Below are 22,310 nucleotides of genomic sequence, written 5' to 3'. Positions count from 1 at the left end.
AGAAGCCCAATGCAAGCCGCATCGAGAGCAGTGTCCGGTTTCGCAACGCCCGTACTCTTCGCCGCGTGCGTGCTCGCGTGCTGCACTCTGGCGCAAAGCGCCCTTGCTCAGACGGCTGATGCGTCGTTCGATCAGACTATCGACGCCGATCTGCAAGCGCAGGCGCAGTCTGAAATGGACACGGGGCACGACACCGAGGCACTGGCGTTGCTCAACGAGATCGTTCGCCGAGACCCACGCCAGGCCGGCGCGCTGCTCGATGCCGCCGTGCTCTACTGCAAATTGGGCCAACGTGACCTGTCGCTTCGCGCCCTCGCGCGCATCGATTCGCAATACAAGGTGCCGCCAGCCATCGAGAAGCTCATCTCGATCTACAGGACCAACACCTGTACACCCACCACGCCGCGCCCAACGCTGACTGTAAGCGTGGCGGCGGGTGTCACGTCGAACGCGAACTTCGGCCCTTCCGACTCGCTCGTGACTTTCGCACCGGGCGCGCCGATTAGCTCGCTCGAACTCGCGCCGGAAAGCCTCGCGCATCGCGATCAATACATCGAGTCGGCAATTCAGGGCGAGTTGCCGGTTTCCTTCTGGCCAGATATCACCCTGCTTGGCGGCCTGACGGATCGCCAATATCGCAGCCAGCACGGTTTCGACCAACGTACAGGGACTTTGGGTGTCGACGACCAGAAGCGGTTTTCAGGCGGTGAGGTCGACAATCAGATTGCTGCGGATCTGCTCTGGCTCGGTGCGAGTGTCTATCAACGCAACCTCGAATGGCACAGCGCGTACTGGACACTGCCTCGCGCTTTCGTCAGCTCGGTGGCCCGCGCGGGACTCGATTTCACCTTGACGGACTCCGCCTATCCAGGCAACTCGTTGTACGACTCGGTGCATGCCGAGGTACGTGCCGCATTCCAGGCGCATATCGGCGAGCGCACGACCATGCTGATGTTCGTAGGCCCAGGCTGGGACCGCCCAAATGGCAGCCGCCCAGGCGGAATGCGCCGCGGCTACTCGGCGTGGCTATCGCTTGATTACGACGCGGGGCGCCGCGGTCAATTCGAAGCCATCCTTGAGCAGAGCACATTGAACGACGCGGCCCCCTACGACCCGGTGTTCTTCGGCAGCATAGCTGAGCGACAAACCGTGCAGACCGCGTCGTTGCGCTATTCCTACCCGCTCCCGCGGGGCTGGTCGCTTTACGCACAGGTATCGGAGCAACGTATTTCAGACTCGATCTCGCTCTTCTCCTATACCGTGCATGACGGCTCACTCGGGGTATCGTGGAAATATTGACGAGACGTGGATTCAGACTCGATATAGAATTCGCACTTAACTCGTCAATGACCCATCGCTATGCAACATCTCGCCGACCTGCTTGACGGCAGCAGCACGCCGAACGCCGAAGACCATTCAGTTTGCCTGGAGGCCCATGGCTTCCTGAACCAGTCGTACGACTCGGTCGACAGCCTGCTGCGCGCCTTCGTTCATTCCGCCGCCACACAACAGACCGATCACGCTAGCGCTGTCCAGGTGACGGTCGTCGGCCAGCTCGACGGACTGGCACAGTTCGGTCACCTGTTCCTCTAAAGCCCCCTCGTTTCATCTTCGAAGGGGCGCATAAGAGCATTAAGCAAGCATTTCCATTAGCGATTGGGAGAAAGCGCGAGCAATTGTCGCCCAATCCGCGTCTTGCTCCACCCGCCGCCGCGCGTTGACGGCAATCGCCTTGCGTTCGGCCAACGACAATCGAAGCATGGCTTCGATACCCTGAGCGAAGTCCTCTCCCGTAGCCGAGACGTACTCGCTACCCGCACCAAAGCCGACACCGCGTGCGCCGAACTCAGTACTCACTACGGGCACACCCGCTGCGGCATATTCGATCAGCTTGAGATTTGTGCCCGATCCCGAGATCACCGGGTTCAGACCTGCATCGCAGATCTCGAGCCACGCACTCTTTTCAGTGTCACTCACTACGCCGGCAAGACCCACGTTAGCCGGTCGTTGCCACGTTTCGACCGCACGGCACACCGACCCTAGCAACAGAAAATGCACCTTGGGCAAGCGTCCGGCCGCTTCGAACACGACACGCGCCGCATCGATATTCGGACCATGCGCGCTGCCCATAAAGAGCGCGAGCGGACGTGTCACGCCCAACTCCGAACGGCGGCCCGCAGTGCGACTGGCGTCGCGAAACGGCGTCGCCGCCATGTCGACACCGTTCGGCACCACGACGAAGCGGTGATCGACCTCACGCCCATACAAACCGCTTAAACGCTCGCGATCTTGTGCCGAGCATGCGGTCACGAGGGCCGCGTCCCGAACCGCTCGTTGCTCAAGTGCAGACACCCGATCGATCGCCCACTGATGCCCGCGAAAGATGTCCGCTTTGAGGTCAGCTTCAACGTTGTGCGCTTCATACACGAACGCGGCTGACGACACCTCGCGCAACGCCGGCATCGCATACGGATGGGAACACACGATCATGTCCGCCCGCCGCGCGAGCGCATCGATCGCCTCCAGCCATTGCGGCGCGCTCGACGGAGAAAACGCCGCTGCCAGATCTTCGACCGATGCGCCGAGCGATGCCTGCAAACGTTGCTCCTCTTTGAACAACGCTTGCGACTTCGGTACGAGTTCCTCGCTGAAATCGTCGCCGAGCGCACGCACCTGACGCGACGAATGCGCAGATCCGAGGTTGATGAACTGCACGCGGAACTGTTCGGCGACCCGCGAGTAGAGCCCATACAGACGCAGCTTTCCGCCGCTGATCACCGGTGCAATCGGAAAAGTGTTGAGCACACCAATAAGCGGCTTGGCCTTGCCAACGACGGCAGGCGCGCTCAGTGTGCTGTCAGGCTTAAGCGACCCTTGCGCGGACGCCGGGCCTCCGCCAGCCAACAGCGCATCGCACAGCGCCTCCCACGAGACGGCCGCCGCACGCGTCTGTGCCGCGAGACCCATCTTCAACGCGGCTGGCCGATCTTCGGTCAGCCGGCGCATGGCGCCCGCCAGCGATGCAGCCTCGGGACGGACAATGAGTCCCGTACGGCCATCTTCGATGAGCTCAATCGGGCCGCCGGAATCGGTGGTCGCAATCACTGGCTTGGCCGCGAGCATCGCTTCCAGCGTAATCAACCCATAGTCTTCATCGCGTGGCACGAACGGCACGCAGATCGCCTGCGCGTATTCCTGGGCGAGCAGCGAATCGGGAATGCGGCCGAGAAACCGGATGCCAGGGTGGTTCCCGGCAGCGGCGCGCAGACGCGCTTCGTCACTTCCGCTACCCGCGATGTGCAGCGGTACATCAACACCGCTGCGCTTATAACCCTCGATGATCAGGTCAATCCGTTTGGCCGGATCAAGACGGCTGGCACTGAAGATAGTCTGCTGCGGTCCGGCTGCCAGCCCTTTCAGGTTGGTCGGATGGTGATGGACGGCCACGTCCACGCCGACCGGGAAGTAGCCCTCACGTGCGGCGACCACCTTTGAAATCGCTGCGTAGTGCACGATCTTGTCTGGGCGCATCGCAACCGCGTCGAGCAGACGGATCACGGCACGCGTGACGGGGCCAGGAAAGGTCCAGCAAGTCGATTGCGGCGCACGCCTGAATGCGGCGTCGAGCGCATCCAGCAGCGCGTCTAACTCGACGTCGTCAGCACGATAGTTCGCCAGTGCGTCGACAATGTGCGACGGCATCCCCAGCGCACGCAGCGTTTGGGGATCAAAGTGCGTCGGCATGCCTTGCGGGTAGCAGTCATACAGCCCGCGCAGCGTGTGCTGCAGATAAACGACATGACGCGGATGACGGATTGCCCATGCTGGGTACTTGGTGCTGATTACCAGATCGAAGTGGCTCAGATCCAGTTCGGAGAAGCGTCGATAGCTCGCAAGCAGTTCGCCCATGTTTCGTTCTGGGCTCGGTACTTTCAGCAAGTCCGCCTGAATCCCCGGTCGCGCATTCAGTGCATCGAGCAGGCCCCACCAGAGGTTTTCTGCGCCGCCGATCACAAACGGCACTGGGCTCGGCGCGACAATAGCAATTTTCATAAGTAAAACTAGTGAAGTTTTTGGGTCAATGTGTCGACGACACGATCCCATGAGATGTCTGCGCGCAGATAGGCTTCTCGCCCGCGCTCACCCGCCGCAGTTGCCTCACGAGGATGTGCGGCGATCCAGTCCAGTCGTTCGGCAAGTGCCTGCGCATTGGGTGCTTCGACCCAGCCGGCATCGCCATCGCGAATGAACTCGAGCGGGCCGCCTGAATCCGTGCAGGTCACAACGGGTTTCGACGATAGCATCGCTTCGAGCGTCACGTAGCCGTAGTCTTCGTCGAATGCAGGGAATACGACGGCAGATGCCCGCGCGTAAAACGCGTACTTCTCGGCTTCGCTGATATGTCCGATCAGCGCGACGCGGTCGCCCACTCCGTGGCGTTCGATCAATTCGGCAAGCGCAGTGCGTTGACCTCCGTCACCGGCCAGTACGATCTTGAGGTCTGAGCGCATGAATCGCGCGGCCTCGACGACCAGGTGTTGCCGCTTCAGGGTTTCCAGACGGCTCGGGAAAAATACATACCGCAGCGCGCTATCGCAGCGGAACGCCTGAACCTGAGCCGGTGGATGATAAAGCGGCGTCGCGGCGACCCCGTTATAGTCCCTGAGCCGCCCCGCGACACGACGCGAATTGGCGAACACCGCCTTGGCGCGACCCAGTGACAGATTATCGAATTCGATGATCTGTTTGCGCAGCTCGACCAGTTCGGGTGACGCCTGCGCAGCATCGAACAGCTCATAGACGGCGCGATGCTGATGCATGACCCATGCGCGGTGATCCGGATGAGCGACACCGTACCCAGGAAACTGCAGACTGATCACCTGGTCGATCGATACGCCATTGGGCTGAACGAGGTCCAGCGACGAAGCATGCTGCATGGCGCGCACGATGTCGGCTTCAGGCGAAAACCGGAAGGGCAGGCGCAGCAGTTCGACCTCGTGCCCCGCCCGCTGCAACGCGGCGACCACGCCGGCAATGTGATAGGTGGCGCCCCCGTGCATGAAAGGCACGAGGTTCGCCGTCACCAGGATCTTCAAGCCCGCTCTCCCGTTGCAGCGCGACGCCTGGTCCCTATGACAGCATAATCCTGAGGTCCGCACAGATGCCCGTTCACACGTGCGGTGAGCGGATCGTCTCCCGGCACCCTCGCTTCATCCGGATAGGGACTGCTGCGAATGATGTCGATTGCCTCGAAGCCATGATGCTTCAGCAGAAACGAGACCGCAGTGGGCGTAACCGGATTGCGGTGGGTGAAGTCGTGATAGAACGTGTGGCTGCCCACCAGGACATTCTCCGGATTCGGCGTCTCAAACAGCACGGAGCCGCCCTCGACCAGCACGCGAAAACATTCCTCGACGATCGCGAACAGGTAATCGAACGGCAGGTGTTCGATGATGTGAAAGCCCGTTACCGCCGCTACCGAGCCGCTCGGTAGACTACGCAGGAAGGTGAGCGCATCGACGTGGCGAGCGTTATACCCGCTTGCCTCGCACGCAGCCACCATCACAGGGTTAGCGTCAACGCCAATCGCCGCCTTGCCCTTCCCTGTGATGAACTGCAGCCATTCCCCTCGGCCGCAGCCGATATCGACGATCTCGTATTTAAGGCCCGGTTGGATAGGGACACTGTAGGCGAGCCAGTGCTCATAGATCCGCAGTTTGTCGAGCACGCTCTGCCTGGACCCACGGTTCGCGTTCTCGAATGCCAGGTAATACTCATCGATCACTTCAGGCGGCACGGGCGGCACCGGCTTCATCATGCGTTGAAGCCGTTGCAGCGACTGGGACAGTTCGCCGAGTCGAGCCTCATGTTGCTGCGCGGAACCGGCGACACGTCTGCGCCAACTAACGAGCGTGCGCTTGAACGCACGTTTTTCGCCGGCCGCGTCGAGATACCGCTGCACGCAGGAAGCCAATTTGCTTAGACCGATGCGCCCCATGACCTTGTGGGCCGCCGCAAGCACGATCGCCGTTCTGAGCCCCGTCAATGGCACACCGATGCGCCGCCCTTCACCGGACAAACGGATTTTCGCGGCCAGAACGAGCCGGCCTGTCCCGCTCGCCAGTTGAGCGTCATAGTTGGCCCGACCGACGTCATCCGCTTCGCGGCGCAGCAACAACCGATACACTGCGTCGACGAACTCGCCAGGCTCGGCCATCAGCAACTGGTCGACAATCGATTCGCCTGTGAGGTCCATCATGTAAGAGCCGGCAACGACACCGGTGTACTGCAGCTTGTCGCCGTCTTCGAAAGCTTCAGTGCCGCTGCGATTCGCATGGTCGTGCGCTGCCGCTTCGGCCTTGACGCGCTGGATTAGCGCATGGAGTACCGCGTTAGTCATAGTTGTTATCGTGTTGATTCCAGAAGGTCCTGCTCGCAGCGCTGCTCGAACTGCACCGGCACGTAGCACAGCCCGGAAAATGCCTCGCTCGTAAAACCGGCGATCTCGAAGGTCGCAGCGGCATCCCACCAGTGCTGGCAGTCGTGGACGTGCGTATCATCTGAATGCAAGGCCACTGTCACCGTGTATTTACCAGGTGCGAAATTGAGCGGCAACGAAAAACGGCAAGACACACGCTCACCGCTTGAAAAGCGGACTTCCTTGCGCAGTAACGCCGTATTCGTGCCGAATACATCCTGTCCAAACCGGTCGCGAATCAGAATGCCCACCGACAGCGCGACATCCTGGCTGGACTCGCAATCCAGCGTGATCGTGACTTCCTCTCCCGACGCAAAGCGCTCGGAAGGTCCAAACCGGTTCGCCACCACGACGTGCTTGATGCGCGTGCGAAGCGCGCCGTACGAAGCTGATTCCGCCTCATACGCTTGAGGCTCCTCGCCGTCGACGCCTGCAATCAAGCGGAAGTAATTCTGGGCTGCCTCATCGGGCGACCCGTCGAATGCGATTTTGCCGTGCGAAAGTAACAGCGCCCGGTCACACAGGATCTTGACCGAGTTGATGTCGTGCGACACGTAGAGAATCGACCCCCCGCGATCCCGAAACTCGCGAATACGCTTGAGGCACTTCTGCTGGAAGCGGGCATCGCCCACCGCAAGCGCTTCGTCGACAATGAAGCAAACGGGATCGGCGTGGATCGCCACGGCGAATCCCAGTCGCATCACCATACCCGACGAATAGGTACGCACCGGCGCGTCGATGAACTCGCCCAGCTCGGAGAACGCCACGATCTCGTCGAAACGTTCAGCGATCTCAGCACCTGTCATGCCGATCAGCCGCGCGTTGACCGCGATGTTGTCGCGTCCGGACAGCTTGCCGTCGAAGCCGGTACCGAGTTCAAGCAAACCGGTAATGCGGCCACGCCGTTCAATCTGGCCGGCGTCCGGCAGCAGCACGCCGCTGACGAGCTTGAGCAACGTAGACTTGCCCGCACCGTTTTGTCCCAGCACGCCGATCGCTTCGCCCTGCTTCAGCGAGAACGAAATATCGTCGAGCGCGACATGCAGCCGGTGTCGCTTTCGATTCGCCAAGGCCTCGATCAGACGATCAGCGGCCCTGTTATAAATCCTGAATTGCTTGAACAGATGTTTGACTTCAAGCACAGGCCCATCGCCTTGCAAACGGTCCATCACAACAGATTCCTCACTTCCGATTGCAGACGCGCTAACAGCAGGCGGCTCGCGTACAGACTTGCAAGCGCCGCAACGCCGAGACCCGCCAGTTCCTTGAAGGGCGGGTACCGATGCCACACGACGACACCGTGCACAGCATCGACGGCCCAGAAAATCGGGCTGAAATGCAGGCTTCTCGCCGCCCACGGCGGCAGAATCGTTGCGAGGTAGACAACCGGAGTGAGCCAGAAGCCAAACTGCAGCACGATATTCAACAGGTTCTTGATGTCTGGAATGAAAACATCGAGCGTCCCGAGCATGATCCCGATACCATACGCAAAGCCGCTTAGCAGCACGGCTACGACCGGCAGCATCAACCATTGCACACCGATCGGGTAACCGATCACCAGCAGAAACACCGCGAAGAACGTCATCGTAATCAGATACACCACCCATTCCGCGACGACGATATGCAGCGGCATCAGCCATAGATCGACGCTAATCTTGCGGATCAGATGAGCCTTTGCGCCATAAACGGGCGTCAACCGGTTCAGAAGATTGGCGAACAGGTTCCATGTCAGGAGTCCGCCGATCAGATACACCGTGTAGAGATACGGGTCCGTGTCCGCGCCAAGCCGCGAGCGCATGAAATGGGAAAACACCGTGCTGAACAGAACCACAAACATCAGCGGCTGAATCAACAGCCACGCTGCGCCAAGTGCGTTTTCACGGTGCCGGTCAACCAGTTCCTGGCGCGACAGTAGCCAGACGTGACCGAGGCTGGTTCGCAAATTATTCATTGAAGAGTTTGAGTTGGACCGCTGCGTACGGGGTATGCAAGCCGGAGAGTTACATCAGTACCTGCCGGTAGACGTTGAGCGTCTCCTCGGCCGTATGCCGCCAACTGAACTGGCCCGCTCGTGCACTACCTGCCGCGACCAGACGATCGCACAGTGCGCTGTCGTCGATCAACGCCTGCATGTCCTCGGCAAAACCCTCGATGTCGTGGGGATCGCGCGTCAGGCCAGCGTCGCCGACCACTTCCAGCAAGGCTTGCGCAGTCGAACAGAGTACCGGCACGCCCGCTGCCATGGCCTCCAGTACCGGCAAGCCAAAACCTTCATAGATGGACGGATACACCAGCGCGCGCGCGCCGGCCATCAACAACGGCATGTCTTCGTCGGATACATAACCCAGCTTGCGCACCGTGCCGTCCTTCAACGAAGCGCTAAGCGCCGTATGCAGCGAATCTGTCATCCAGCCCTCGACCCCGATCAGCACCAGCGGAACCGAGCGGCGCACCGCTGCGGGAAGCCGCGCGTGGGCAGCAAGCGCGGTCAGCAGGTTCTTGCGAGGCTCGAGTGTGCCGACCGCAGCGAAATATTGACCATGCGAGAGGCCGTGTCGCTCCAGCACGCCGCGTGTCGCATCGGCGGTATAGGGCTTAAAGCGCCGCGACACGCCGTTGTAGACCACACTCACCTTGCTTGGCGAAACGGGAAAGCAGGCAATCAGGTCATCCCTCACGAAGTCCGACACCACGATCACGCGGTCTGCGCGCTCCAGCGCCTTGTCGAAATTCGCGCGCAGCAGCTGCAGCCGATGCGGCGGATGGTATTCCGGATACCGCACCCAGGACACGTCATGCACGGTAATGACTGTCGGTCCGCGGAAGCGGAACGGAATGAAATTCGGATCGTGATAGACATGCGGCGTCTGCCGCCGACGCAGACCGGAATTGAACCGATACTGCTCCACATGCGGCATGAAGCGGTAAATGCTGGGCACGTAGGCCCGCGCAAAGCGCTTCGCCATGCTCGCCGCGGTGGTTAGCAGCGACGCACCGCCTCCGCTCTCCACCAGCGAGTTGCCCCGGCCTTCGGCAATCGAGGACGACCAGTGCGTGCCATAAAACAGCCTGACGTTGTGGCCTTGCTGCGCGAATTCACGCGCGAGATGCGACGCGTACTGACCGATGCCGGTCAATGGCGTCAGCAGTGCGCGCCCTCCCATCGCTATCTCAAGCGGCGCGTCAGATAAATATTTTGTGGTCATTCACTGCCTTATATAGACAACCCCGAAAGCAGCGTAAGTATCAGACCGGTTTCCCCGAATAAATGTGACGGCCATCACATTTCACCGCGCGTCGATCACTCAGAATTGCGCCGTCGTTACCGGGACCGGGCAGTCCAACCGGCCAGAAACAATCAAAACATAGACCAGCCGAGGGATAGTCGCGAGCGAGCCTGCAAGCGACTGCGCATTAGAAGATGGCCAAGAAAATCAAGCTTCCGTCGAATGAGATCATTCAGGCACTATTAAGCTACCGACGTGTGTTTCGCACGATCGGCGCGTTCAGCATGCTCATCAACCTGCTGATGCTAGTGCCGTCTCTCTACATGTTGCAGGTCTACGACCGCGTGCTACCTAGCCGAAACGGCGTCACACTTGCGATGCTGTCGCTCATTATGATGGGCATGTACGGCATGATCAGCGCGCTGGAATATGTACGCAGCTTCATCGTGATCCGCATTGGCGCGAAACTCGACATGCATCTGAACAAGCGTGTCTACACCGCCGCATTCGAGACCAACCTCAAGCAGCAGGGCGTTAATGCCGGCCAGTCGCTCAACGACCTGACTACCATCCGTCAGTTCGTGACCGGCAATGCATTGTTCGCGTTCTTTGACGCACCCTGGTTCCCGATCTATCTGATCGTCATTTTTATATTCAACGTCTGGCTCGGCGTCTTCTCGCTGCTCGGGTCTGCGCTGCTTGTTGTGCTCGCGATCGCCAACGAGCGTGTTTCCAGACGCCCCCTTTCGGAAGCGACAACGCTATCGATCCGCTCCACCTCGCTTGCCACCAGTAACCTGCGCAACGCTGAAGTGATCGAGGCGATGGGTATGCTGCCGGACCTGATGGCGCGCTGGTCGGTGCTCAACGCGGGATTTCTCTCCCGGCAGGCCGACGCGAGCGAGAAAGCGGCGCTCGTGGGCAACGTCACCAAATTCGTCCGCCTGACGCTGCAGTCACTCGTGCTGGGACTTGGCGCTTTGCTGGCCATCGACGGGAAAGTTTCGCCAGGCATGATGATCGCCGGCTCGATCCTGATGGGCCGGGCGTTGAGCCCGCTCGAAACCGTGATTGCCGTGTGGCGTCAATGGAGCAGCGCGAAAAGCGCATACGAGCGTCTCGTTGACCTGCTCGACTCTAACCCGGAACGCCGGATCGGCATGAGCCTTCCGGCGCCGTCTGGACGGATGACCCTCGAAGGCGTGAGTGCGGCGCCTCCTGGCGGTCGCGTTGCGGTGCTGCAAGGACTGAGCTTCTCGATTGAAGCTGGCGACGTGGTTGGCGTAATCGGACCGAGCGCATCAGGCAAGTCGACGCTTGCGCGCCTGCTCGTCGGGGCATGGCCAGCCGCGGTCGGTACCGTGCGCCTGGACGGCGCGGACATTTATCAGTGGGACAAGGATCAGCTCGGCCCGCATATTGGCTACTTGCCTCAGGACATCGAACTGTTCGGCGGATCGATTGCCGAAAATATTGCCCGCTTCGGTCAGATCGACTCGCAACTGGTGATCGAGGCCGCGCAGCTCGCCGGTGTGCACGACATGATCCTGCGTTTGCCGCAAGGTTACGACACGCTCGTCGGCGATGCCGGTGCCGGACTCTCCGGCGGCCAGAAGCAGCGTATCGGCCTCGCCCGTGCGCTCTATCGCAACCCGGCGCTGATCGTTCTCGACGAACCCAACTCGAATCTGGACGAAATCGGCGAAGCCGCGCTGAAGCTGGCGATCGACCGCTTGCGTGCGGCTGGCAAGACCGTTGTGCTGATTACGCATCGAACCAGCATCATCGCGGCCACCACCAAGCTGCTTCTGCTGGTCGAAGGGCAACTGCGGTTATTTGGCGAAACATCGCAAGTACTCGCCGCACTGCAAAAAGCACCCGCACAGCAGCCGCAACCTGCCGCCAGCGCCACGCCATCCTCGAACCATCAGGCCGCAACCGCTGACGCAGCGGAAGCCTCCGTTTGACCCGCACAGTCCCATGTTCAATACCACATCCAAGAAAACGGGTCTTCCCGCGGTAGAGATCGTCGGCGCCGCCCTGCCGCCTACCCTCAATACCGACGAATCACGCTATGTCAAGGCAGGCTGGACGATCGTTCTGGTCGGCGTCGTCGGCTCCCTGCTCTGGGCCACATTTGCGCCCCTGAGCAAAGGCGTTCCCGTGCAAAGCACGGTGGTCGTCACAGGCAACCGCAAGGAGATTCAGCATCCGACCGGCGGCATCATCCAGAACATCCTGGTGCACGACGGCGACCAGGTGAAAGCCGGACAGGTGCTTGTCACGATGAATAATGTCCAGGCGCAATCGGAGGAATCAACGGTCCGCGCGCAGTATCTGACTGAACTCGCGATGAAAGCACGCCTCGTCGCGGAAGCGACGAACGCCAAAACCATCACGTTCGCGCCGGAACTCGTCGCGAGTGCCGCCGCGCACAACCAGCAGGTCGAAGACGACATGAAGTTGCAGCAGCAACTGTTCAGCGCGCGCCGGATGGCCCTGCAATCATCGGTCGGTGCATTGCAGGAAACCATCACGGGATACGACGCGCAACTGGCCGGCGCAAATCAGTTACGCGGATACAAGCTGACAGAACAAAAGGCACTGGATAGTCAGCTGAACGGCGTACGTCAACTCGCGAGCGAAGGCTACGTGCCGCAGTCGAAACTCCAGGATCTCGAACGCGAAGATGCTCGCCTTGACGGCGAAATATCCTCCCAGACGGGTGCCACGGGGCAACTGACGAGCGAGATTGCTGAAGCTCGCCTGCATGTAGTCGAGCAGCAGGAAGACTATATGAAGGACGTGCGCACTCAACTCACCGAAGTGCAGCGCGATACGGACACGCTGCGCAGCCGTCTGGACGCAAGCGAATTCCAGCTAGCCAATAGCGAGGTTCGCTCGCCAGTCGACGGCACAGTGATTGGCGTGAATGTGTTTACCAGCGGCGGCGTTGTTGGCGCCGGTGCGAAACTGATGGAGGTTGTGCCGAGCGGTGCGCCGCTGGAGATTGAAGGCCAGTTGCCCGTCAATCTGATCGACAAGGTAAAGGAAGGCATGCCGGTCGACATGATGTTTACCGCATTCAACCAGAACAGCACGCCGAGAATCCCTGGGGTGCTGACCTTCATTTCGGCGGACCGGTTGCAGGATGAACATACCGGCCAGCCCTACTACCGCGTCCGTGCGAACGTGACGCCGCGTGGCATGAAGCTGCTCCAGCACCTGAACGTCAAGCCGGGCATGCCGGTCGAGGTGTTCGTGAATGCAGGCGAGCGCTCCATGCTGAGCTACCTCCTGAAGCCGATCTTCGATCGGGCGCATACAGCACTGACGGAGGAATGACGTGCAAGCAGTGAATAAAATGCGCGCGCGGAACCACGCCGCACGCGCCGGCGGCTCATTGCCCGCCCCGGCTCCAACGCGCCTGCGTAGGGTGTGTCTCGCAACTTCGATAGCGGTCCTGATCGGGATGACTGCGCCAGCGCACGCAATCGGCCTCGCCGATGCGTACGATGCAGCCTTGAGTGCTGATCCTGTGTATGCGGGCGCCCTGAAAGAAAAGGAAGCCGGCGACGCAAACATCGGCATTGGGCGATCGTATCTGTTGCCCAATCTGTCGGCCAATTATTCGAACTACCGCGATGCGACGGGTACAACCTTCTTTGGGTCACCCGAAGGTGACACCTCGACCAATCAGAGCTACCGCGCCTATTCGGAAGGGATTACGCTGCGTCAGCCGATTATCAATCTTGAAGGCCTTGCCCGTTACCGCTACGGCAAGGCAACTGCACTAGCCAGCGACGCAACCTTCGCTGACCACAGTGAAGAGTTGCTTGTGCGCGTGCTTGCCGCCTATACGGATACGGTCTTTGCGCTTGACCAGCTTGCCTTTGCGTCCGCCCAAAAGAAAGCGCTGGATGAACAGCTTGCCAGCAACGAGGCGATGTTCAGCAATGGCGAAGGCACCCGTACCGACATTCTCGAAACCCGCTCAAAACAGGCACTGGCGCAGGCCGATGTCGCTGATGCGCAAGACAATGTTGATAACACATCCCATGTGCTAGAAACGCTCACTGGTTTGCCGGCTACGCTCAATGTCGACGATCTCGACCGGTTGAGCGACAACTATCAGCCGAAAATGATCTCACCTGCGAGCTATGAACAATGGCGCGACATCGCCCTCGACAACAATGCCGAACTCGATGCAGAACGGCATTCGGTCGAGGCCAGCCACCAGCAACTCGAAGTCGTGCGAGCCGGCTTCTATCCGCACGTCGACCTGGTGGGCAGTCTCGGCAAGAGCCAGTCCAATAGCGTCGATACGATCGACCAGCGCTATCTGACCAAATCGATTGGCGTGGAGATCACCATTCCGCTTTATTCGGGCGGAATGGTCAGCGCCAGCTCGGCGCAGGCGCGGGCGAACTACGAGCGCATGCAGTTTGAACTGCAGGACAAAACGAACAAGGTATTGCTCGACGTGCGCAAGCAATACAACCTGTGTGTGAGCAGTCTTGCGAGGATCGATGCGCTGCAAAGCGCAGTTGCGTCGGCCACGCTGCTGATCACGGCCACTCACAAAAGCGTGCAGGCGGGCATGCGGACCAATCTGGATGTTTTGACGGCGGAGCAGCAACTGTATGAGGCGAAACGCGATCTCGCCCACGCTCGCTATCAGTACCTGCTAGCCGACCTGCAACTCAAGCACGCAGCCGGTGTATTGAGGGCACAAGATCTTTACGAGGAAGCGCAGTGGTTCCTGCCAACCAACCAGACGGTGTCGACCGCTAAAACCAGCGCAACCAGCCTCCATCTGCCTTGAGGTGATTCGTGGTACTGATTTACGGTGCCGCTTTGCATAAGCAGGCGCCGACCCGGGGACGCCCTTTCGAGCCTGTTCAGATCGAAAGGGCGTCCTTGCGTCTAGATGTTAGTTTCCAACGAGGCCGTAAGCACCCAGGGCGAAATGGTTCGACAGCGCGTCTAAGTCATCAACAGGCGCGCTAGCTGGTGTCGCACCGGGCTCATCGCCGAAGCCTCGCGTTTCGCTCGCAGCCTGCTCTTCCAGACGTCGTGTCGCCGCGAAATTCTCCAGCACGTCTTTGAGTTCCTTGACGAACTCCTCTGCCCGCTCACAACGCAACATGAAGCGCCGTGTAGTCAAACGACTCACGTTATCGCCCGACTCCTGCACCGCGACAAACGACAAGTTGACCTCACCTGGCGGACTTGACGGTTCGATAAGCCACTCCGCAATCCATAGCTTCGGACCGCTAGCTTTCCTGCGGGCTGATTTTCTTTTCGGGTTTGACGGGAGTGGCATAGCGTTTCTTTGGCGATGTGGATTCGATTGCGCAGCGCGTTAGACAAACATCATCGACACCGCGCCAATGCGGCGTAATCTATCGCACGTTCGCAGCACAAGTTGTGCGGGAGCGCACATTCCTGCTTTGCGCCTGGCTTTGCCTGGGACCTATGCCTGGTTGCTGCGCTTATCAACCTGTGTGACAGGCGCTGTCAAAATGTGACGGCCATCACAACTTTTCCTGCCCACCTGATTTATCGTGCGCGCATATTTGCGTTTGACCTTCGTACGAATACAGGTGTCAGCTCTGCGGCGTGCCGCGCATCAAGAGATGCGAATTCCTTCATCATCAGGCGAGAGTGCACATCATTCACCATGCCGGTCGTTCCTTCAGGGCGCGCCGATGCTTCGGCTCGATCCCGCAGCGAAGCCATCACCCCACGCTTATGCGCCGCGTCCTCTTACGTCAGACTATTTGCGATTTTGTGCGCGCCATCACACAAAGGGGGGAAGAGGCCAATGAGAATCCACCCTGCGTTGTAAGCATGCTGTGATCACGACGCAGCCGGACCGCTATCGTGGCTTGCTTCTTGATCACCGCATGAGCTTGCTGCGTATCACACGTGTGTTGGTTCATGAAAAGACCTTTTGGAGAAGAATTAAATGGCTGCAGCACAATATTACGAACAAGTACAAGAAGCGTATCTGGCCTACTACGGCCGCCCGGCTGATCCCGCTGGCCAGGCTTACTGGGCCCAGCAACTGGATGCAGCAAACGGCAACCTGAGCTCGATCATCAACGCATTCGGTACGTCTACCGAGTCGACCGCCCTGTACGGCGGTTCGAGCGTGCAAGCACAGGTCAACGCGATCTATGAACAGCTGTTTGGCCGTCAAGCTGACCTCCCGGGTCTGACGTTCTACGTGAACGGCATTAACAACGGCACGTTCTCGCTGGCTTCGGTTGCGCTGAACATCTACAACGGCGCAATGGGCTCGGACGCAACGCAATTGGCTGCGAAGCTCGAATACGCTGACGCATTCACGTCGGCAGTCAGCCAATCGGTTTCGGCAGAACTGGCTTACTCGGGCACAGCTGCAGGGACCAATGCACGCGCAGCAGTGTCAGGTGTGACGGATGAGGCATCGGAAGCATCGGCGGCCGCTAACCTGTCGACGACGGTGGCGAACATTGGTACGGGTACGGTTGGTACGGTCTATACGCTCACTACTGGTGTGGACAACATCACCCTGACGGGCAACAACAACGTCGTCAACGCGACAGACGGCGGCACGAACGGCAACACGCAAACATGGAGTGCGCTCGACACCATCACGGGTACCGGCACGGGCAACACGCTTAATGTGGCCACCGCGCAGACGCAGAGCAGCGTGCCTGCAGGCGCCACGGTGAGCGGCGTTCAGACATTTAACTTCACGGAATCTGGTAACCACGCGGTCACTTTGGATACCGCAACGGGCTTCTCCGGCCTGACGACTTTCAATGTCAATGCAGTAGGTGGTTCGGTTACCCTGATTTCCGCTGCCACGACTAACGTGACGGTTACGGAAACGCCTGCGGCTACTACGACTGCCGCTCAGGTGAGCGTTGACGGTGGCGACAACGTCACGGTTAACACGAACGGCGACGTCGTTATCGGTGGCACGACGGCCCCGGCCGGTGCTATTACGGTGAACGAGACAGGTACGGGTTCTGTCGGGGTCGATGGCGGCACGTCGGTCAATGTGACGGCAGCATCGACTACAAACGTCAATACGATTGCCATCGATGCGAACACCGCCACGACTGGCGCTGTCACAGTGTCGGCTACGGGCGCGGTTATTGATGGCATCACCATCGGTTCCGCCACTGTCGCTCCGACAGGCGCAATCACCGTGACGGCGACAACAACGGCTGCAGCGACGTCTGTTGGTAACGCCGGCGGCGTGGAGTTGGTTAATACAGTAGGCATCATCAACGTTAACGGCGGCACCACGGTCAGCGTGACGGAAAACATCGCCGCACAGAACGTTCTCGGCTCTACCGGTACTACCGCGACGTCCGTTGGCGGCGCGGTTAACGTGAACGGCAGCGCAACGACAACGTCGGTTACGGTGAACCAGTCCGCTGCTGTCGCGGCTGTCGAGGGCCAGGCAGTGGTACTGTCAAATGCCGGCACTCACGCGACCGATGACATCATTTTTGGCAACGTCGCCGCCGGCGCGACGGTGACCATCGGTGGCACTACGATCAACGGCGGCACCAACGGCGTTTCGGCAGCAGAAGAAGCCGCCTTGTACCTGGCCGAGGCTACCGGCTCGGGCCTTGCGGCCGCAACAAGCGCAATTGCCACTACTGGTGGGGCTGGTGCTGTAGTTACCGGGCCATGGGTAGGTGGTTTCACCGGCGCTTCTGTCTCTGGTAACGAAATTCTCCTGACCTCGGCGACGACTGGCGTCGGCGCTCCGCTGACCGATTCCGGCAACGACGGCACGACCAACATCACCGCTGTGGCAGGCACCCCCACAGTAATTGGTACCCCCGCTGTTGCAGCTGTCGGCGGCGTTGCAGATGGTGCTGTGACTATCACTGACGTGAACTACACCGCCGGGAAATCGGTTGGTGCGATTACGTCCGTCTCGCTGAACAATTTCAGCGGTGGCGCAACGATTTACGACAGCGGTTTGAGCAACCTGACGCTGGCTGGTACGGGCGCTGCCGTTACTATCAACGCTGGCACTTTCGCGACTCCGGTCACGACGCTGAACCTGACTGCAGACGCAGTCACTGGCGCCTCGGCCGCCGTGATTGACGCAGGCATCACGACGTTGAATCTGGTGACGGGCGGTGCTGCTGCTTCGACGCTGGCGTTCAATGACGCAGCCCTGACAACGCTGAACATTTCCGGTACGGAGAACATCACGCTCGACGCAAGCTCGACCGCGATTACGGCTGTCAACGTGAGCGGCAGCGCAGGTGTCACGCTGACCCTGAACAATGCCAGCGAAGCATTCACCTCGACCGGCACGGGCAACGATGTCCTGACGCTGGGCGCTGGTGTGGACGACCTGTCCAAGGCAATCACGTTCGGCTCAGGCGACAACAGCCTGCTGGCGTCGAATAGCGGCCAATATATTGCTAGCGGTGTCACGGTTGACGGTGGTGCAAGCGGTGCGAACACCATCTCGGCTTCGCTGATCGCCAACAGCGTCGGTGCTACGGTCGAAAACTTCCAGATTCTGGACGTTTCGGGCTATACCGGCACGATCGACACGTCGCTCCTGGCAACCTCGATTTCGGGCGTGGCTATCAGCTCGAACACGGGCGCAGTTGCGACGCTGGAAAACCTGGCGGCAGCCGTGACGGTGACCGACACGTTCAGCGGCGATGACAGCACGCTCGTGCTGACGCACGCTGGTACGGCAACGGACAGCGTGGCTGTGAATTTCGCAGACTCGTCGGCTGTGGCAGGTGTCCAGACGCTCTTTATCACCTCGACGGGCGACTCCAGCGTAACCGTGGCTTCTGGCGGCGCAGCGGGCAGCACGAACAACCTGAATCTCTTCGAGACGGATAACCATCTTTCGACGCTGACGATCAAGGGTTCGGCTGCACTTAACCTGAACCTGGTTCTGGATACGACAGCAGATTTCGCTGATACGGGCGTTACCGCAGCAGTCGCGTCCGCACTAAAGACGATTGACGGCTCGGCCGCAACCGGTGCGTTGCACATCACGGTGGGCGCTACTGAAGCTGCTGGTACCGGCGGCAACAGTATGGGTCTCGACTTCACGGGCGTGACCATCCACGGCGGCACGGGTGGTGACACCATCGTGAACGCCACCAACAACGGTGTTATTACCGAAGGCGCAACGGCTGCAGATTCGAGCACCGTTACGGCGTTCAACACGCTGACCGCGTCGGGCAACAGTGCTTCGATCAACGACTCCGCGTCGGCTGCAAACGACCACGTCACGCTGTTGGGCAACAACGATAGCGCTACGCTGGGTTCGGGCAACGATACGGTCAACCTGAACGGCACTAGCGATAGCGCCACGCTGGGTTCGGGCAAGTCCGTGGTAGCAAACCTGTCGGGCTTATCGGACAGCGTCACGCTGGGCTCGGGCACGGCCGTGACAGTCAATGTCGGCGACGACACGGGCGCAGTCGGTGGTGACCTTCATAACGTTACGTTCGGCTCCGGCGTGGCGACGGTCAACGACAGTCTGCACTTTGGTAGCGGTGTGGCCGACTACCTGACGTTGGGCGGCACGCTGAGCGGAAACACGCTGGCATTCACGGGTGTGACTGTTGCTAACGCGGCTGGTGCTCTGGGTGTTGCAACCGCGCTGCCGTCCGGCGCGGGTGCTGGCACGCTGACGTTCGCGCAAATCGTGGGAGACGCTCAATCGGCAACGGCTCACACGGTGACGTGGTTCCAGTTTGGCGGTAACACCTACGTCGAAGAAAGTGGTTCGGGTTCGGGTAGCGGTACCGCCACGGCCGAACTGGTGAAGATTGCGGGCACGGTCGACCTGTCGCACGCAACGGTCACGGCAGCTGGTGCTCTCCACTTCGCGTAAGCGCAGCGGATTGGTTGGCTTCTAACCTCGGGCAACCGCAGGTGCAGAAGCCAAACCGCCAGATCGCTTCCGGCGGTGTTTTTGCCGCCGGCTCCACCCCCCCCTTCAAAAGAGGGCGGGGTTTTTTGCTGTTGACATACTTGGATAACTAAGCAAATTCTTCCGGACTCCATCACAACAGACCATGCCTGGTCTGCTCGAATAAACCGACAACAAGCAGAACTCCCGCGCTCGCCATGCAACTCCGGATTTTCATTAGCTCCTTGATACTAGCCACCGCGTTGCCGTATTTCGCCGTACCGCTCCTGAATTTCGTGCCGAATATCAAAACTCTGGCCGAGATGCTGATACTCATCGAATTCGCGGGTGGCGGCGCACACGTCGCCGCCGGCTACTACTTCTTTCTGGAAAAAGAAGGACGCGCCATCCTGCTTGCGCACTGGCCCAGAACCATCCTTTTACCGCTATGCATTGCCATCGCCTACGGCATGGTCTTCCTGAAGGGAACCCCAGCACTGAAGGCCGCAGCGCTGCTTTTCTATTTCGTCTGGCAGACGTGGCACTACCAGCGCCAGAATTTCGGCGTCGCGAGCTTCATGATGCGCGCCGGCCAGCAGGTGCCACTAAGCAACAAAGAGAAGCTTCCGATGCAGTTGGCCGTCGCTGCCGCAATCCTCGCGCTGGTCAAGCTGTACGACCTCGGCAACGGTCTCGTGCAGTCGCCGGTCGTGCACGTCATCTGGATTGCTGCCGCGTGCCTGCAAGGCATCGCCGTCCTGACTGCGCTGACCGTCGCCTTCTCGATACGTCGCCAGCAGGGTGCCGCCCGGCGCATTCTGGTAATTGGCCTTGGCACGCTTTTCTTCCTGCCTAGCTTTCTCTATACCCACCCGATTGATGCCGTGCTTTCCTACGCGTTGGCGCACGGCCTGCAATATCTCGTCTTCATGGGCTACATCGGCGACCGCCAGCGCCACAGACTGAGCAGCTGGACGCGACTCATCGTGCTAACGCTCGCCCTTGGCGGCTTGCTCGCGGCTCTCCAGCGCGGAGGCGACAGCCCGGTGCGGGCGTTCCTCTTCGGGGTTTATCTCTCGCTGGTGATGACTCACTTTGTGATGGACGGCATCATCTGGCGCCTGCGTCACGCTCCACAGCGGGCGTACATGGGAAAAGTCTTTTCGTTCGTCTTCACGCGAGCCTCATGACGCCAAACCGTTCCCACGCCCCACGAGTTGTCTGGCTCGAAGGCCTACGGGGTGCCGCTACGTTACAGGTATTTCTGCTGCACTATCTGACGGCATTTTTCCCCGGCGCCAACGACCGGGGCGCCGCTCCGTTTCATTACAGCTGGGAGGCCTGGATAGCCCGGCCATCACCGCTCTTCTGGCTGTTCGACGGTTATTCGGCGGTCTATCTGTTCTTCCTGTTAAGCGGCACGGTACTGACCTATTCGTTTCGCGCCGCTCCCCTGCAGATACCCCAACAGGTCATGCGCCGCGTGGTCAGGCTCATCATGCCGGTGTTCTTTGCCGCCGCGCTAGCGAGCCTGTTATTCTCGCTCTACCCAACCAGCCATGTCGCCGTTGGCGCCATCACAGGTTCGACGAAATGGCTCGCAACCATCGGCCCAGACCCATTCTCAGTGCGCCATTTTGTGCGGGAAGTCGCCATCGAGTCGCTATTCACCGGCTATCAGTGGAGCACGCTCTTTGTACCGCTCGAACCGCACCTCGATACGATAAGCGGGTCCTTCAACGCACCGTTCTGGACGCTGCACGTTGAACTTTGGGGCTCTTTCCTCGTGATGGCCCTCGTGGCAATGCAGCACGCCAGCGGCAAGCTCTATCGCTTGTTCTTAATTACGACGCCGTTCCTGTTCTGGAGTCATCCGCTGATGCTGTTTGTCGCCGGCCACCTGCTGGCAGATTTCGCCCTGCACCCACACGGAAAATCCGTATGGCGTTCGCTCGCGGCGGCGGCTTCCCTGGCGCTGGGCGTTGCACTTTGCTGTAGCCGCGACTGGCGCATAGTCGACAGTCTCCGACAATTGTTTGCACCGGTGGCCGTCCGGGGCGACGACCTGTTTCACTTCCAGAGCCAGCTCGGTGCCCTCTTCGTTTATCTGGCTGTTCTCACATCGGTCTGGGTTCAGCGATGGCTGTCCTCGCGGCTATTTCAGCGCCTCGGCAAGCTCTCGTTCAGCGTTTATCTGGTGCACTTCCCCATATTGTTCACCATCAGTTGCGCGACATTCCTTGAGTTCATACCGCTGGGCTATGGAGCGGCCGTCGCCGTGGCGGGAGTAGTTGGGACAATCGTTACGGCGCTTTTCGCAGTCGTTTTTGAGCGATGGGTCGATGGTGCGGCGGTCCAGGTCGCGCGGAAAGTGGGAAAGACGCAGACCACGCCAGGCCGCCCGGTAGTCGGGGACGTGGGCTAGTGGCCAACCAGCGCAATCGATATGCGCGCGGTGGCCAAATTGAATGCCGCCCCGGCCAGCATTTCTACATTCCCATCGTCGTTCCGCTTAGCCTTTTTTGAAGAGCTTCAGAACACATATGTCACAAGCAAATAACCCGGCACCAGAGGAAGACACGTGAATCCTCCTTTGCTCATCCCGCTACATTCCAGAGGCTGGCATGCCACCATCCGACTGTCCGAGCGAATGCCTTGCTTCGCTATGGCGTCTCATCTGACCAATTTTCGAACC

At 60.0% G+C, this 22,310-nt stretch carries 15 protein-coding genes; 8 read left to right on the top strand and 7 right to left on the bottom strand.

Going from position 1 to position 22,310, the window contains the following annotated elements; all coding sequences use genetic code 11:
- Window positions 1-30 precede the first annotated feature (30 nt).
- Both WCA85_RS02850 and WCA85_RS02845 read left to right on the top strand, forming a co-directional pair.
- Entirely contained in the window at window positions 31-1,299 is a 1,269-nt protein-coding gene (locus tag WCA85_RS02850; RefSeq protein WP_424061638.1) for a tetratricopeptide repeat protein, read from the top strand.
- A gap of 60 nt (window positions 1,300-1,359) precedes the next feature.
- Window positions 1,360-1,593 (top strand): hypothetical protein, encoded by a 234-nt coding sequence (locus tag WCA85_RS02845; RefSeq protein WP_424061636.1) that lies wholly within the window; start codon window positions 1,360-1,362, stop codon window positions 1,591-1,593.
- A 39-nt stretch (window positions 1,594-1,632) separates the two neighbouring features.
- Here the strand turns inward: WCA85_RS02845 and WCA85_RS02840 are convergent, their stop codons facing one another.
- From WCA85_RS02840 to WCA85_RS02815, 6 genes are read right to left on the bottom strand one after another with little or no spacing between them, the layout of a single operon-like run.
- A complete protein-coding gene (locus WCA85_RS02840) occupies window positions 1,633-4,053 on the bottom strand; it encodes a glycosyltransferase family 4 protein (protein WP_424061634.1) in 2,421 nt (806 codons plus the stop codon).
- 8 nt (window positions 4,054-4,061) lie between these two features.
- Window positions 4,062-5,096 carry a glycosyltransferase family 4 protein gene (locus WCA85_RS02835; protein ID WP_424061632.1) on the bottom strand — a complete coding sequence of 345 codons (1,035 nt, stop codon included), beginning with the start codon at window positions 5,094-5,096 and terminating at the stop codon, window positions 4,062-4,064.
- On the bottom strand, window positions 5,093-6,400 hold the full coding sequence (locus WCA85_RS02830) for a class I SAM-dependent methyltransferase (protein WP_424061631.1): 1,308 nt from the start codon (window positions 6,398-6,400) through the stop codon (window positions 5,093-5,095). The genes WCA85_RS02835 and WCA85_RS02830 overlap by 4 nt, the downstream gene beginning before the upstream one ends.
- A gap of 5 nt (window positions 6,401-6,405) precedes the next feature.
- Window positions 6,406-7,647 carry an ABC transporter ATP-binding protein gene (locus WCA85_RS02825; protein WP_424061630.1) on the bottom strand — a complete coding sequence of 414 codons (1,242 nt, stop codon included), beginning with the start codon at window positions 7,645-7,647 and terminating at the stop codon, window positions 6,406-6,408.
- Complete coding sequence (locus WCA85_RS02820) at window positions 7,647-8,429, bottom strand: ABC transporter permease (RefSeq protein WP_424061629.1); 783 nt, start codon at window positions 8,427-8,429, stop codon at window positions 7,647-7,649. Before WCA85_RS02820 ends, WCA85_RS02825 begins: the two co-directional genes overlap by 1 nt.
- Before the next feature lie 49 nt (window positions 8,430-8,478).
- Window positions 8,479-9,684, bottom strand: coding sequence for a glycosyltransferase family 4 protein (locus WCA85_RS02815; RefSeq protein ID WP_424061628.1), 1,206 nt, complete (start codon window positions 9,682-9,684; stop codon window positions 8,479-8,481).
- A 215-nt stretch (window positions 9,685-9,899) separates the two neighbouring features.
- Here WCA85_RS02815 and WCA85_RS02810 point away from each other — a divergent pair, with 215 nt between their 5' ends.
- From WCA85_RS02810 to WCA85_RS02800, 3 genes are read left to right on the top strand one after another with little or no spacing between them, the layout of a single operon-like run.
- Window positions 9,900-11,672 carry a type I secretion system permease/ATPase gene (locus WCA85_RS02810; protein ID WP_424061627.1) on the top strand — a complete coding sequence of 591 codons (1,773 nt, stop codon included), beginning with the start codon at window positions 9,900-9,902 and terminating at the stop codon, window positions 11,670-11,672.
- Between the two features lie 13 nt (window positions 11,673-11,685).
- Complete coding sequence (locus tag WCA85_RS02805) at window positions 11,686-13,050, top strand: HlyD family type I secretion periplasmic adaptor subunit (protein WP_424061626.1); 1,365 nt, start codon at window positions 11,686-11,688, stop codon at window positions 13,048-13,050.
- A 19-nt stretch (window positions 13,051-13,069) separates the two neighbouring features.
- Window positions 13,070-14,530 (top strand): TolC family outer membrane protein, encoded by a 1,461-nt coding sequence (locus WCA85_RS02800; RefSeq protein ID WP_424061625.1) that lies wholly within the window; start codon window positions 13,070-13,072, stop codon window positions 14,528-14,530.
- A 108-nt stretch (window positions 14,531-14,638) separates the two neighbouring features.
- Here WCA85_RS02800 and WCA85_RS02795 read toward each other — a convergent pair whose 3' ends face one another.
- On the bottom strand, window positions 14,639-14,881 hold the full coding sequence (locus WCA85_RS02795; RefSeq protein ID WP_424061624.1) for a hypothetical protein: 243 nt from the start codon (window positions 14,879-14,881) through the stop codon (window positions 14,639-14,641).
- A gap of 795 nt (window positions 14,882-15,676) precedes the next feature.
- On the opposite strand from WCA85_RS02795, the gene WCA85_RS02790 reads away from it, so the two are divergent.
- From WCA85_RS02790 to WCA85_RS02780, 3 genes are all read left to right on the top strand, one after another.
- The gene (locus WCA85_RS02790; RefSeq protein ID WP_424061623.1) at window positions 15,677-19,597 is read left to right on the top strand and encodes a beta strand repeat-containing protein; all 3,921 of its coding nucleotides are present in this window, start codon (window positions 15,677-15,679) and stop codon (window positions 19,595-19,597) included.
- 281 nt (window positions 19,598-19,878) lie between these two features.
- Window positions 19,879-20,805, top strand: coding sequence for a hypothetical protein (locus WCA85_RS02785; protein ID WP_424061622.1), 927 nt, complete (start codon window positions 19,879-19,881; stop codon window positions 20,803-20,805).
- A complete protein-coding gene (locus WCA85_RS02780; RefSeq protein ID WP_424061621.1) occupies window positions 20,802-22,040 on the top strand; it encodes an acyltransferase family protein in 1,239 nt (412 codons plus the stop codon). The genes WCA85_RS02785 and WCA85_RS02780 overlap by 4 nt, the downstream gene beginning before the upstream one ends.
- The last annotated feature ends 270 nt before the right edge of the window (window positions 22,041-22,310 follow it).

Source organism: Paraburkholderia sp. (genome assembly GCF_049581445.1).
GTDB lineage: Bacteria > Pseudomonadota > Gammaproteobacteria > Burkholderiales > Burkholderiaceae > Paraburkholderia.
The sequence above is the reverse complement of the archived record's forward strand: the minus strand, read 5'-3'. Positions and strand labels throughout refer to the sequence as shown.

Bases quoted from the DNA above. Each gene is read 5' to 3' on its own strand.
- WCA85_RS02810 (WP_424061627.1), top strand. From the start codon at position 9,900: ATGGCCAAGAAAATCAAGCTTCCGTCGAATGAGATCATTCAGGCACTA.
- WCA85_RS02840 (WP_424061634.1), bottom strand. From the start codon at position 4,053: ATGAAAATTGCTATTGTCGCGCCGAGCCCAGTGCCGTTTGTGATCGGC.
- WCA85_RS02815 (WP_424061628.1), bottom strand. From the start codon at position 9,684: ATGACCACAAAATATTTATCTGACGCGCCGCTTGAGATAGCGATGGGA.
- WCA85_RS02805 (WP_424061626.1), top strand. From the start codon at position 11,686: ATGTTCAATACCACATCCAAGAAAACGGGTCTTCCCGCGGTAGAGATC.
- WCA85_RS02830 (WP_424061631.1), bottom strand. From the start codon at position 6,400: ATGACTAACGCGGTACTCCATGCGCTAATCCAGCGCGTCAAGGCCGAA.
- WCA85_RS02780 (WP_424061621.1), top strand. From the start codon at position 20,802: ATGACGCCAAACCGTTCCCACGCCCCACGAGTTGTCTGGCTCGAAGGC.
- WCA85_RS02790 (WP_424061623.1), top strand. From the start codon at position 15,677: ATGGCTGCAGCACAATATTACGAACAAGTACAAGAAGCGTATCTGGCC.
- WCA85_RS02800 (WP_424061625.1), top strand. From the start codon at position 13,070: ATGCGCGCGCGGAACCACGCCGCACGCGCCGGCGGCTCATTGCCCGCC.
- WCA85_RS02820 (WP_424061629.1), bottom strand. From the start codon at position 8,429: ATGAATAATTTGCGAACCAGCCTCGGTCACGTCTGGCTACTGTCGCGC.
- WCA85_RS02845 (WP_424061636.1), top strand. From the start codon at position 1,360: ATGCAACATCTCGCCGACCTGCTTGACGGCAGCAGCACGCCGAACGCC.
- WCA85_RS02825 (WP_424061630.1), bottom strand. From the start codon at position 7,647: ATGGACCGTTTGCAAGGCGATGGGCCTGTGCTTGAAGTCAAACATCTG.